This window comes from Duganella paludis, assembly GCF_054461335.1.
Window position 1 is genome coordinate 4,116,233 of the sequence record NZ_CM136922.1, and the last position, 12,822, is coordinate 4,129,054.

12 protein-coding genes are annotated in these 12,822 nt (G+C 63.5%); 6 read left to right on the forward strand and 6 right to left on the reverse strand.

The features are described 5' to 3' along the window. Positions 1 to 59 precede the first annotated feature (59 nt). Complete coding sequence (locus ACXZ1M_RS18210; protein ID WP_459049054.1) at positions 60 to 965, forward strand: LysR family transcriptional regulator; 906 nt, start codon at positions 60 to 62, stop codon at positions 963 to 965. A 63-nt stretch (positions 966 to 1,028) separates the two neighbouring features. Then, positions 1,029 to 1,769, forward strand: a complete 741-nt coding sequence (locus ACXZ1M_RS18215) for a M48 family metalloprotease (RefSeq protein ID WP_459049055.1) — start codon at positions 1,029 to 1,031, stop codon at positions 1,767 to 1,769. A 7-nt stretch (positions 1,770 to 1,776) separates the two neighbouring features. On the opposite strand, the gene ACXZ1M_RS18220 is transcribed toward ACXZ1M_RS18215, so the two are convergent. Continuing rightward, entirely contained in the window at positions 1,777 to 2,331 is a 555-nt protein-coding gene (locus ACXZ1M_RS18220; RefSeq protein WP_459049056.1) for a cob(I)yrinic acid a,c-diamide adenosyltransferase, read from the reverse strand. A 5-nt stretch (positions 2,332 to 2,336) separates the two neighbouring features. Next, on the reverse strand, positions 2,337 to 2,894 hold the full coding sequence (locus tag ACXZ1M_RS18225; RefSeq protein WP_459049057.1) for a suppressor of fused domain protein: 558 nt from the start codon (positions 2,892 to 2,894) through the stop codon (positions 2,337 to 2,339). A 102-nt stretch (positions 2,895 to 2,996) separates the two neighbouring features. On the opposite strand from ACXZ1M_RS18225, the gene ACXZ1M_RS18230 reads away from it, so the two are divergent. Genes ACXZ1M_RS18230 through glcF form a run of 3 tightly spaced genes read left to right on the forward strand, consistent with a single transcriptional unit; the run spans position 2,997 to position 6,772 of the window. Further along, on the forward strand, positions 2,997 to 4,475 hold the full coding sequence (locus ACXZ1M_RS18230; protein WP_459049058.1) for an FAD-linked oxidase C-terminal domain-containing protein: 1,479 nt from the start codon (positions 2,997 to 2,999) through the stop codon (positions 4,473 to 4,475). Positions 4,476 to 4,477: 2 nt separating this feature from the next. Beyond that, on the forward strand, positions 4,478 to 5,533 hold the full coding sequence (gene glcE, locus ACXZ1M_RS18235) for a glycolate oxidase subunit GlcE (protein ID WP_459049059.1): 1,056 nt from the start codon (positions 4,478 to 4,480) through the stop codon (positions 5,531 to 5,533). A 3-nt stretch (positions 5,534 to 5,536) separates the two neighbouring features. Beyond that, the gene (glcF, locus tag ACXZ1M_RS18240; protein WP_459049060.1) at positions 5,537 to 6,772 is read left to right on the forward strand and encodes a glycolate oxidase subunit GlcF; all 1,236 of its coding nucleotides are present in this window, start codon (positions 5,537 to 5,539) and stop codon (positions 6,770 to 6,772) included. Here the strand turns inward: glcF and ACXZ1M_RS18245 are convergent. The 4 genes from ACXZ1M_RS18245 to ACXZ1M_RS18260 all read right to left on the reverse strand — a co-directional run bounded on the left by ACXZ1M_RS18245 (position 6,764) and on the right by ACXZ1M_RS18260 (position 12,045). Next, positions 6,764 to 9,304: an EAL domain-containing protein gene (locus tag ACXZ1M_RS18245; RefSeq protein WP_459049061.1), complete on the reverse strand. Its 2,541-nt coding sequence runs from the start codon at positions 9,302 to 9,304 to the stop codon at positions 6,764 to 6,766. The two genes, glcF and ACXZ1M_RS18245, sit on opposite strands and share 9 nt — an antisense overlap. 3 nt (positions 9,305 to 9,307) lie before the next feature. After that, positions 9,308 to 9,793, reverse strand: coding sequence for a glutathione peroxidase (locus ACXZ1M_RS18250; RefSeq protein ID WP_459049062.1), 486 nt, complete (start codon positions 9,791 to 9,793; stop codon positions 9,308 to 9,310). After that, entirely contained in the window at positions 9,793 to 10,929 is a 1,137-nt protein-coding gene (locus ACXZ1M_RS18255) for a PilT/PilU family type 4a pilus ATPase (RefSeq protein WP_459049063.1), read from the reverse strand. Before ACXZ1M_RS18255 ends, ACXZ1M_RS18250 begins: the two co-directional genes overlap by 1 nt. A gap of 72 nt (positions 10,930 to 11,001) precedes the next feature. After that, the gene (locus ACXZ1M_RS18260) at positions 11,002 to 12,045 is read right to left on the reverse strand and encodes a type IV pilus twitching motility protein PilT (protein WP_459049064.1); all 1,044 of its coding nucleotides are present in this window, start codon (positions 12,043 to 12,045) and stop codon (positions 11,002 to 11,004) included. Between the two features lie 70 nt (positions 12,046 to 12,115). Here ACXZ1M_RS18260 and ACXZ1M_RS18265 point away from each other — a divergent pair, with 70 nt between their 5' ends. Next, positions 12,116 to 12,820, forward strand: a complete 705-nt coding sequence (locus tag ACXZ1M_RS18265) for a YggS family pyridoxal phosphate-dependent enzyme (protein WP_459049065.1) — start codon at positions 12,116 to 12,118, stop codon at positions 12,818 to 12,820. Positions 12,821 to 12,822 lie beyond the last annotated feature (2 nt).

Sequence of the window (12,822 nt, forward strand, 5' to 3'; positions counted from 1 at the left end):
CGGTGCGCGGAAGTAGCCTGAATTGACTATACTTAATTCGAATATGGAATGAAGGACAGATGGACACTATCCGATCTTTACGCTGTTTCGTGCGCGCTGTGGAATTGGGCAGCCTGTCCGCCGTCGCGCGCGAAGAGGGCACAACACAACCTACGGTCAGTAAATTGATGGCGGCGCTGGAGCACGAACTCGGCGTGCGGCTGCTGGAACGCAGCACCACCAGCCTGCAGCCGACGCCTCAGGGCAGCCGCTTCTATCAACGTGCGCTTGGCGTGCTGGCCGAGTATCAGGAGGCCGTCGCCGAGGCGCGCGGCCAGACCGAAACGCCGGCTGGACTGATCCGCCTGAACGCGCCCGCCGCCTTCGGCCAGTTCCGTCTGAACGCCTTGCTGGCGCCATTCCTCGTGCTACACCCGCAAGTGGATATCGAACTGATACTCGACGACCGCATGGTCGACCTGGTGAAGGAAGGCGTCGACATCGCCCTGCGCCAGGGCCGCGAGCTGCCTCCGGATGCCGTGGCGCGACTGGCCGGCGTGTCGCCGCGTCAACTGGTGGCGGCTCCGGACTACCTGCGCGCGCATGGCAAGCCGAAACAGCCACAGGATCTGGCGCGCTTCGACTACATCCGCTTCGCCTGGCTGGCCGACGGCGATCTGCTGACGCTGCATAACGGCGAGCACACTGAAACCGTGCAGACCCAAGGCCGCTATCGCGTCAACAATGCGCTGGCGATCCGCGAAAGCCTGGCGGCAGGCGGCGGCATCGGCCTTTGCCCCTTGTGGCTGGTGCAGGATTTGCTCGACAGTGGCGAATTGGTGCGGGTGTTGTCACGCTGGCACGGCCAGCCGCAACCTCTGCACCTGTTGTCGCCATCGCGCCGCTACCAGCCGGTGCGCGCACGCCTGTTACTGGATTACCTATCGCAGCAAATACCGCTGCTGCCGGGATACAACGCCGCCTGATTTTCCTTGCCTCTGCCGCTGGTTGGCCTATATTGATATAAACAGTTTATATCAGAGGCCGAGATGAAGCTGATTGCAAGTCTGATCATGTTGGTCCTGGCGGCAAGCGCCACGGCGCAGGTGCCGGAGTCCGGCCGGACGCAGGAGCTTCGCTTCAGCGCCGAGGAGGTGGATGCCAGCATGGCCGACCGCTATATCGACCGCACGGTGGATCTGGCGGCGGTCGGCAAGCTCGATGAGGATCGCCGTCTGCTGACGCGGCTGCGTTACATCAGCGAGGAACTGGTGCGTGTCGCCGTCGAGCTCAGGCCCGAGGCGGCGCAATGGTCGTGGGAAGTCCACACCACCAGCGATCCGGAAGTGGACGCCATCTGCATGGCCGGCGGGAAGATCCTGGTCGGCAGCGCCTTCGTGCGCCGGCTGTCGTTGACGGACGGTGAACTGGCCGTGCTGCTGGCGCACGAGGTGGCGCACGTCGTCGCCGAACATGCGCGCGAAACCTTTTCCGAAGCTTTGCTGCTGAATCGCCTGCCCGCCGTGCCGCTCGACGTGGTGATGGCGCGGCTGGACAGCGACCTGTCGCTGCAAATCCGCTTGTCGAAGTTATCGAGCCTGCAGGAATCCGAGGCCGATCAGTTGGGGATGTTGCTGGCGCACCGCGCCGGATGGGCGGCGGCCGATATGGTGGGGTTCTACCGCAAGCTGGCGGATGGCGAACAGGTGGCGCTGATCTCCAGCGCCTATCCCGCCACCGCGTCGCGCCTCAGCATGGCCAAGGGCATGGCGCGCTTGTTCGACGATTAAGTCCCGCTTAGCCGCGCTTGCGCTCGTGCTGCCACAGCACGTCGCTGCCGCCGGCGTAGCGGTTCAACACGCGCGACAGCACAAACAGCAAATCCGACAAACGATTTACATACTGGCGTGGATGCTCGTGGATGGTTTCCGCCTTGCCCAGCGTGACGATGGCGCGTTCGGCGCGGCGGCACACGGTGCGGCAGACGTGCGCTTGCGACGCCGCGCGCGAGCCGGCCGGCAGGATGAATTCCGTCAGCGGCGGCAGGGTGGCGTTGTATTTGGCCAGCAGCTGATCCAGGCGCTCGACGTGCGCTTCCTTGATCATCTGGTAGCCGGGGATGCACAACTCGCCGCCCAGGTCGAACAAGTCGTGCTGGATGGTGATCAGTTCCTCGCGCAGATCGGTCGGCATGTCTTCGCACAGCAGCAGGCCGATATGCGAATTCAGTTCGTCCACCTCGCCGATGGAATCGATGCGCACGCTATCCTTGTCGGTGCGGCTGCCGTCACCGAGGCCGGTGGTGCCGCCGTCGCCGGTGCGGGTGGCGATTTTAGAGAGTCGGTTGCCCATGATGTTCAGCCCTTGGTGGCGATGCTGGCGCGGCGCGGATTGTAGGGATCGAAGCCGGGCGTGTTCCAGAATTCCTGCAGGCCCTTGGATTCGTACAGCGGCACTTCTTCGTCGTACATCGGGAACAGGCCGGCCAGGAATATGGTGCGGTCGGGCAGTTCGAACTTGATCTGCTCTTCGTTCATGTATTGCGGACGATAGACGAAGCAGGCGTTCATGGCGCTGTCCTTGGACATCGGCTGGTCGATCTTGAACGAGGCCTGGTAGTGGAATGAGCTGTCGTTAAAGAAGGACTGCGCGATGTAGGCGGCGGCGCTGCCCCAGCCGGTGTCCTTGGTGTGCAGCGTGAAGCTCAGTTCCGGCTTGCCGTGGACCCAGTTCGGATGGTTGGCGTTGGACAGGCCGGCCGTCACTGCGGTGAGCATGCCCTCTGCCGGGAAGTTCTCAAAATAGTAGATCAGCATGCGCGGACGGTTATCCAGCGCCACCTGACCGATCCTGGCCTGCACGCCGAACCGTTCTTCCAGCGCCAGGAGCCAAGTTTGTTCGAAATTGTGTTCCATACTCTATTCCAGTAGTTGTAGTAGCTGCGCCCGAAAGAATACAACAAATCGACGTTTGTGCTTACAATCGTGGCTCAATCTGTGTTTTCAGGCGCTTAACCCATGAACACTGTCACCGATCTTAACGCCCGCCGGGCGCAGGTTGCTGCTGCTTTGCAGCAGGTACTGCCGGCGCGGGCAGTGCTTTCTGCCGTGGAGGACACGCGTCCATATGAATGCGACGGCCTGGCCGCGTACCGCCAGTTGCCGATGATCGTGGTGCTGCCCGATAGCGAGGCGCAGGTGGTGGCCGTGCTGAAGGTGTGCCGCGAGCTGGTCGTGCCGGTGGTGCCGCGCGGCGCCGGCACCGGCCTGTCCGGCGGCGCGATGCCGATCGCCGATGGCGTGGTGCTGTCGACCGCGCGCCTCAACCGCATCGTGCGCATGGATGCGTATTCGCGCACGGCGGTCGTGCAGCCCGGTGTGCGCAATCTCGCCATCTCGGAAGCGGCGGCGCAGTATGGCTTGTACTATGCGCCCGATCCGTCGTCGCAGATCGCCTGCACCATCGGCGGCAACGTGGCCGAGAATTCGGGCGGCGTGCATTGCCTGAAATACGGCCTGACCGTGCACAACGTGCTGCGCGTGCGCATGGTGACCATCGATGGCGATCTGGTGGAGCTGGGCGGCGAGGCGCTCGATGCTCCGGGGCTCGATCTGCTGTCGGTATTTATTGGTTCGGAAGGCATGCTGGGCATCGTGACGGAAGTGACGGTCAAGCTGGTGCCCAAGCCTGCCATCGCGCGCGTCATCATGGCGTCGTTCGATGAGGTGGTGAAGGGTTGTCACGCCGTGGCGGCGCTGATCGCGGCGGGCATCATTCCGGCGGGACTGGAGATGATGGACCAGACGTCTTCGCGCATGGTGGAGCCGTTCGTGAAGGCCGGCTACGACATCGATGCCGCCGCCATCCTGCTGTGCGAGGCCGACGGCACCATCGAAGAGGTGGAAGAGGAGATCGCACGCATGTCGGCGGTGCTGAACACGGCCGGCGCGATCGCGATAGCCGTGTCGCAGACCGAGGCCGAGCGCCTGAAGTTCTGGTCCGGCCGCAAGAACGCGTTTCCGGCCGCCGGCCGCATTTCGCCGGACTACTACTGCATGGACGGCACCATTCCGCGCAAGCGTTTGGGCGAGGTCTTGTCCGGCATCGCGGCGATGGAGGTCAAGTACGGCCTGCGCTGCGCCAATGTGTTCCATGCCGGCGACGGCAATCTGCATCCGCTGATCCTGTTCAACGCCAATATCCCGGACGAGTTCCACCGCGCCGAAGCCTTTGGCGCGGAGATCCTGGCGCTGTGCGTGGAAGTCGGCGGCACCATCACCGGCGAGCATGGCGTGGGCATCGAGAAGATCGATTCCATGTGCGTGCAGTTCAAGCCCGCCGAGCTGGAGGCCTTCTTCTCGGTCAAGCGCAGCTTCGATCCGGCCGGCCTGCTCAATCCCGACAAGGCCATTCCCACGCTGAACCGCTGCGCCGAATTCGGCAAGATGCGCGTCAGCGGCGGCGTGCTGCCGTTCTCCAACCTTCCGCGGTTTTAAAGATGACTGTCTACGACGATTTCGCCGCCCGCATCCGCGCCGCCAGCGCAAACAGCACGCCGTTACGCATACGCGGCGGCGGCACCAAGGACTGGTACGGCCGGGCGTTCGATGGCGAGCTGCTGGACACGCGCGTCAACAGCGGCGTTATTGCCTATGAGCCGACGGAGCTGGTGATTACCGCGCGTTGCGGCACGCCGCTGGCGGAGATTGAGGCGCTGCTGGCGCAGCATGGGCAGATGCTGGCGTTCGAGCCGCCGCGCTTCGGTGCTGTTTCGACTATCGGCGGCGTGGTCGCCAGCGCATTGTCCGGTCCTCGTCGCGCCAGTGCCGGTGCGGTGCGCGACTTCGTGCTTGGCGCGGTGCTGATGGATGGTCGTGGCGAGCAGCTTCGCTTCGGCGGGCAGGTGATGAAGAATGTGGCCGGCTACGATGTGTCGCGTTTGCTGGCGGGCTCGCTGGGGACGCTTGGATTGATACTTGAGGTGTCGCTCAAGGTGCTGCCGGTGCCGTTACGCACTGCCAGTCTGCGGTTCGAGTTGAGCGAGATCGATGCGCTCACGCGCCTGAACGAGTGGGCCGGGCAGCCGTTGCCGATTTCGGCCAGCTGCTGGCATAGCGGCGTGCTGACCTTGCGTTTGTCCGGCGCCGGCGCGGCGGTGATGGCGGCCCAGCAGCGCTTGGGCGGGCAGGTGTTGGAAGAGGGCGAAACCGATGCGTTCTGGACGTCCTTGCGCGATCAGACGCATGACTACTTCAACGCCGACAGCTTGTGGCGCATGTCGGTGCCGTCGCATGCCAGTGCGATTATTTTGCGCGGCGAGCAGTTGATCGAGTGGGGCGGCGCGCAGCGCTGGCTCAAGGTGGATTCCGCTGCGCAGGCGGACAGCATCCGGCGCACTGTGGCGGCGGCCGGCGGTCACGCTACGCTGTATCGCGGCGGGGACAAGAGCGTGGGCGTGTTTCATCCGCTGGCGCCGGCCGTGGCGAAGATTCATGAGCGTCTCAAGCAGTCTTTCGATCCCGCCGGGATCTTCAACCCTGGGCGGATGTACTGAACCATGCAAACCAATCTCGCTGATTTCATCAAGAACACGCGCGAAGGCGACGAGGCCGAGGCGATCCTGCGCGCCTGCGTGCATTGCGGTTTTTGCACCGCCACCTGTCCCACCTATCAACTGCTGGGCGATGAGCTGGATGGGCCGCGTGGCCGCATTTATCTGATTAAGCAGGTGCTGGAAGGTGCGCCGGTGACCACCAAGACTCAGACGCATCTGGATCGCTGTCTCACCTGCCGCAATTGCGAGACCACCTGTCCGTCCGGTGTGAAGTATGGACGGCTGGTCGATATCGGCCGGCAGGTGGTGGAACAGCGCGTGGAGCGGCCGCTGGGGGAGCGTATCAAGCGCAAGCTGCTGGTGGAAGGGCTGACGCGTCCAATGGTGTTCAAGACGGCGCTGCGGGCGGGCCAGTTATTCCGTCCGTTGCTGTCGCCGGCTTTGCAGGACAAGGTGCCGCAGCGGCAGCGTGCCGGCGTGTGGCCTGCGCGCGAACATGCGCGCAAGATGCTGGTGCTGGAGGGCTGCGCGCAGCCGGGCATGGCGCCCAACATCAACACCGCCACGGCGCGCGTGCTCGATGCGTTGGGCGTGCAACTGATCGTCGCGCCGAAGGCTGGCTGCTGCGGTGCGCTGCGCCACCATATGAACGAGCAGGAGGCGGCGCTGGATGATATGCGCCGCAATATCGATGCGTGGTGGCCATACGTGCAGCCGGGCGGCGCCGTCGAGGCTATCGTCATGACTGCGTCGGGCTGCGGAGTCACGGTGAAGGAATACGGCCACCTGCTGGCGCACGACAGCGCCTATGCGGAAAAGGCGCGACGCATCTCTGAGTTGACGCGCGACCTGAGTGAAATCATGCCGCAATTCGAGGTGCAGCTTGCGCAACTGGTACGTGCTGGCGCGCCGGCGACGGGCCGCGTCGCCTACCATCCTCCCTGCACGCTGCAACACGGCCAGCAGATACGCGGCAAGGTCGAAGGTGTGTTGCGCGCGGTCGGCGTGGACGTGGTGTTGTGCGCCGACAGCCACTTGTGCTGCGGATCGGCCGGCAGCTACTCCCTGCTGCAACCGGAACTGTCGCTGCAACTGCGTGACCGCAAACTCGCCAACCTGGAAGACACCGGCGCAACGACCATCGTATCGGCCAATGTCGGCTGCAGCGCCCATCTGCAATCCGGAACGCAAACGCCGGTCATGCACTGGATAGAACTGATCGACAAAGCCTTAAAGTAAAGCCATCTGCGCCGTGCCGGCAGCCGGCTCGCTGTGCAGGTTGACGATCAACGGCAGGCTGGCGGCGGCCTGCCACACCGAGGCCGTATCGAAGCTGGCGACCCACGACAGCACATCGTCGGCCGGCATCGGCCGCGCGATGCCATAGCCCTGCACCAGATCGCAACCAAGCCGCATCAGCATGGCGCCATGCTCGATGGTCTCCACGCCTTCCGCAATCACGCCCAGGCCGAACGAGCGCGCCAGTCCGATCACCGCGCTCACCAGGTGAAGGTCGTCCCGGTCCACCAGCATATTGCGCACAAAGCTCTGGTCGATCTTGAGGATATCCGCCGGCAACCGCTTCAAATAGGACATGGACGAATAGCCGGTGCCGAAATCATCAAGCGCGAAGCTGATGCCCAGCGCCTGGCAGTCCAGCATGATGCCGCGCACATGCGCGATATCGCTCAACGCCGACGACTCCAGTATCTCCAGCTCCAGCATATGTGGCGGAACATCGGGGAACTCGGCCAGGATCGCCTTCAGCCGCTCGACGAAATCGTGGCGCTGGAAATGCCGTGCCGCGATGTTCACACTGATGACCCAATTGGCATCGAACGCGCGCCAGGTCTGCAACTGGCGCAAGGCCTCGCGCAGCACCCACTCGCCGATATCGATGATCACATCGCTATGCTCCACGATGGGCAGGAAATCTCCCGGCCCGATGATGCCGCGCAGTGGATGCTCCCAGCGCACCAGCGCCTCCATGCCGACGATGCGGCCGTTGCGCATGTCGAGCTTGGGCTGGTAGTACAGCACCAGCTCATTGGCGCGCACCGCCGCGCGCACTTCGGTGCGGCGGTTGTGATGCGTGCGCACCTGCTCATCCAGATCGGCGTCGAAGAAATGATAGCGGTTGCGGCCCATGATCTTGGCCTGGTACAGCGCCTGGTCCGCATGGCGCAGCAGGCTGTCGGCGCTGATGTCGGTGCCGGTGTAGACCGCGATGCCGGCGCTGGCCGACATGCTCACCGCATCGCCATCGCAAATATAGTCGCGCGACAGGGCCGCCATCAGCTTGCCCATGGCATCGTCGATGGCGGCGCGGTCGTTCAGTTCCGGCAGCAGCAGTACGAATTCATCGCCGCCCAGGCGCGCGACGTAGTGGCGCTGTCCGGCGAAATCGTGCAGGCGGCTGGCGGCCTGCTTCAGGATCTCGTCGCCCACGGCCTGGCCCAGCGACTGGTTCACGTGCTGGAAGTGATCGAGATCGAACAGGCAAACGGCCAGCAAGTGATTGTGCTCACGCGCGCGCGTCACCTCCTGCTCGAAGCGCTGCGCCAGCGCGCTGCGGTTGGGCAGGCCGGTGAGGAGATCGTGATGGCTCTGCCACGAGATCTGCTGCATCAGCTGACGGCGTTCGGTCACGTCGCGGAACACCAGCACCGAGCCTTGCACCGTGCCGCGCCGGGTGCGGATGGCGTTGGCCGTGTACTCCACGGTGCAGGTTTCGCCCAGGCGATTGCGCAGGCTCTGGTTGCCGACCTTGACCACTTCGCCGCCGGCATAAATGGCCTTCATTGATTTAAGCAGCGAATGCTGGCCGAAATTATTCGCCAGGATGAACACCTGATGCAGCTCCATGCCACGCGCGCGCGACTCGGACCAGCCGGTGAGCTGCTGTGCCACTTCGTTGATGGTTTCGATGCGTCCGGTCAGGTCGGTGGTGATGACGGCGTCGCCGATGGACGCCAGCGTCACCTCGATGCGATCCTTCTCCACCTGCAGCTGCTGCTGCGCCAGCAGGGTGCGCGCCAGTTGGGCGCTCAGGTCGTTCTGGCTTTGCTGCAGCTTGTGCACCAGCGCCTGCACGCGCTGCGCCATGTTGTTGAAGGTGGACGCCAGCATGCGCGCTTCCAGCGTGCCCCTGACCGGCAGGCGCGCATCGTGCTCACCGTTCTGGAAACGGTTGGTCGCATCGTTCAGGCGGTGCAGCATGCGCTTGTTGGCGAAGATGAGCATCGCCAGCAGCGTGTAGATGACGACGATGTTCACCAGCGAAATCACGGCCTGCTGCTTGACGCTGCGCCAGACCTGCGTGAGCGGCGCCGTCGGTTCAAAGCTGAGCGACAGCGTGGCGTCGCCGACGACGATGTTCTGGTCGATCGGCGCAATGGGATTCAGGCGCGGGAACCAGTCCGGATAGGCCGATTCCGCGCGGTTGCTGCGCAGGGCTTCCAGGTGGCCGCCCGGATAGTCCAGCCGCGCGGCCATCAGGTCGGCGTTGAGCAGCAGGGCGGAGGACAGCGCCGCATCCAGGCTGCCGCGGTCGGGCAGGGCCAATGCCGGCCGCAAGGCCTTGAGCACGTAAGCCGCCAGCTCGCCGGCGTCTTTCTCGTAGCGGGTCTGGGCATAGCTGGTTTCCGACTTCAGCATCAGGTGATAGCGCACGCCGACCACCAGCGCGATGATCACGAAGATCGGCAGGAACAACCGCGAGTAGGTCCCCATGCGCAGCCACGGCGAGAGTAGTTTTCCCAGCAACGGCATCACTTATTCGGCCAGCAGCTTTTCAATGTCCGCGATCAGCTCTTCCGGCTTGGTGGCCGGAGCGTAGCGGTTGAAGACGGTACCGTCTTTGCGGATCAGGAATTTGGTGAAGTTCCATTTGATGCTCTCGGTGCCCAGGATGCCCGGTGCGTCCTTCTTCAGCTTCTGGAACAGCGGGTGGGCATGGTCGCCGTTGACGTCGATCTTGGCGAACAGCGGGAAGGTCACGCCGTAGTTCTTTTCGCAGAAGGCGCCGATTTCCTCGGCCTGGCCGGGTTCCTGCGCACCGAACTGGTTGCAGGGGAAGCCCAGCACTTCCACGCCCTTGTCCTTGAACTGCTGGTAGACCGCCTCCAGCCCCTTGTACTGCGGCGTGAAGCCGCATTTGCTGGCGGTGTTGACGATCAATAGAACCTTGCCCTGGTACTGGGCCAGGTTGACGGGCTGGCCGGACAGGCTGTCGGCGGAGAGGTCGAAAATAGTGCTCATCAGATGATTCCCAAATGTTCGGTGCCGGCCGACAAATCGCGGTTCTTGGCGGCCTTGCCTTCCAGCTTGATGGCCAGGCGCAGGTCGTTGACGGAGTCGGCGTTGCGCAGGGCGTCTTCGTAGGTGATCAAGTCGGCTTCATGCAATTCGAACAGCGACTGGTCGAAGGTCTGCATGCCGAGCTCGCGCGATTTCTTCATCAGCTCCTTGATTTCGTGCACCTGGCCCTTGAAGATCAGGTCGGAAATCAGCGGCGAATTGAGCATGATCTCGATCGCCACCGCGCGGCCCTTGGATTCCTTCTTTGGAATCAGGCGCTGTGAAATCATGCCTTTCAGGTTGAGCGACAAATCCATCAGCAACTGCTGGCGGCGCTCTTCCGGGAAGAAGTTGATGATGCGGTCCAGCGCCTGGTTGGCGCTGTTGGCGTGCAGCGTGGCCAGGCACAGGTGGCCGGTTTCGGCGAAGGCGATGGCGTGGTCCATGGTTTCGCGGTCGCGGATCTCGCCGATCTGGATCACGTCGGGCGCCTGGCGCAGGGTGTTCTTCAGCGCTACTTCCCAGTCGTCGGTATCGACGCCGACCTCGCGCTGGGTGACGATGCAGTTCTTGTGCGGGTGGACGTACTCGACCGGATCTTCGATGGTGATGATGTGGCCGTAGCTGTTCTCGTTGCGGTAGCCGAGCATGGCGGCCAGCGTGGTCGACTTGCCGGAGCCGGTGGCGCCGACCATGATCACCAGGCCGCGCTTGGACATCACGACATCCTTGAGCACTTCGGGCAGGCCGAGGTCTTCCAGCTTGGGGATCTCGGAGGTGATGGTCCGCAGCACCATGCCGACCGAGCTCATCTGCACAAAGGCAGAGACGCGGAAGCGGCCGATATCACCAGGGCTGATGGCGAAGTTGGCCTCCTTGGTCAGCTCGAAGTTGGCGGCCTGCTTATCGTTCATGATGGAACGGGCCAGGTCGAGCGTATGGGCGGAGGTCAGCATCTGCGAGGACACCGGCGTCATCTTGCCGTCGATCTTGACGGCAGGCGGGAAGCCGGCGGTGATGAACAAATCCGAGCCCTTCTTGGCCAACATCAGGCGCAGCAGGTCGAACATGAATTTAGAGGCCTGATCGCGTTCCATAATGAATCCTTGAATTCAGGGTCAGCTCTGTCAAATGGACATTTTGTCCATTTGACAGAGCTGACCCTGGTTTTAGCCCGGAAAGTTTTCGGGGGTTTTGGCGGCGTTGCGGGCGGCGGCGCTGCTGATGATGTTGCGGCGGACCAGGTCCGTCAGGTTCTGGTCCAGCGTCTGCATGCCGACGCCGCTGCCGGTCTGGATCGCCGAGTACATCTGGGCGATCTTGGCTTCGCGGATCAGGTTGCGGATCGCAGGGGTGGCGACCATGATTTCGTGCGCGGCCACGCGGCCGGCGCCGTCCTTGGTCTTCAGCAGCGTTTGCGAGATGACCGCCTGCAGCGATTCCGACAGCATGGCGCGGACCATTTCCTTTTCATCGGCCGGGAAGACGTCGACGATGCGGTCGATGGTCTTGGCCGCCGACGAGGTGTGCAGCGTGCCGAACACCAGGTGGCCGGTCTCCGCCGCCGACAGCGCCAGGCGGATGGTTTCCAGGTCGCGCAGCTCGCCGACCAGGATGCAGTCCGGGTCTTCGCGCAACGCCGAACGCAGCGCGTTGTTGAACGACAGCGTGTGCGGTCCCACTTCGCGCTGGTTGATCAGGCATTTCTTGGATTCGTGCACGAATTCGATCGGGTCTTCAATTGTCAGGATGTGGCCGTATTCGTTTTCGTTGAGGTGGTTGACCATGGCCGCCAGCGTGGTCGATTTGCCGGAGCCGGTCGGGCCCGTCACCAGCACCAGCCCGCGCGGCTTGAGTGCGAAGTCGGCGAAGATCTTGGGCGCGTTCAGGTCTTCCAGCGACAGGATCTTGGACGGAATCGTCCGCAGCACCGCCGAGGCGCCGCGCTCCTGGTTGTAGGCGTTGACGCGGAAGCGCGCCAGGCCGGGGATGGCAAATGAGAAGTCGACCTCCAGCATCTCTTCGTAGGCCTTGCGCTGGCCGTCGTTCATGATGTCATAGATCATGCCGTGCACGTCCTTGTGCTCCAGCGGCGGCAGGTTGATGCGCCGCACGTCGCCGTGCACCCGGATCATCGGCGGCAGGCCGGCCGAGAGGTGCAGGTCCGAGGCCTTGTTCTTGACAGAGAATGCGAGTAGTTCGGAGATGTCCATTTATAATCCCTGCTGAATGTTGCCTTAGTGTTCGCTATGGCCGGTTTTAACGCCCTATTACTAGATGATTATGTCCCTGATCCGCCAGAACTTGCAAGCAATCACCGCGACAATTGTTGCCTCGGCCCAAGAATCCGGGCGGCCGGCGGACGCCGCGCGGTTGTTGGCCGTGTCCAAGACCTTCGGCCCGGAGGCGGTGCTGGAGGCGGTGGAGGCCGGCCAGCGCGCCTTCGGCGAGAACTATCTGCAGGAGGGACTGGACAAGATCCAGGCGGTACAAGCGGCGGGCGCGCCGGCGCTGGAATGGCATTTCATCGGCCCGATCCAGAGCAACAAGACGCGTCCGATCGCGGAAAACTTCGCCTGGGTGCACACGGTCGAGCGCGAGAAGATCGCGCAGCGGCTGTCCGAGCAGCGTCCGGCCGGGTTGCCGCCGCTGCAGATCTGCCTGCAGGTGAATATCAGCGGCGAGGCCAGCAAGAGCGGCGTCGCCCCGGAAGAACTGGCGGCGCTGGCCCACAAGGTCGCGGCGCTGCCCAATCTGAGCTTGCGCGGCCTGATGGCGATCCCCGAGCCGGCCGTGGAATTCGAGCAGCAGCGCGCGGCCTTCGCCCGCCTGCGCGTATTGTATGAACAACTGCGGGCCGATGGGCTGGCGCTCGATACGCTGTCGATGGGCATGTCGGCCGACATGCGGGCGGCGATCTTCGAAGGCGCAACCATCGTCCGCGTCGGCAGCGCCATTTTTGGCGCACGCAACTACACCAAGGCTTAATA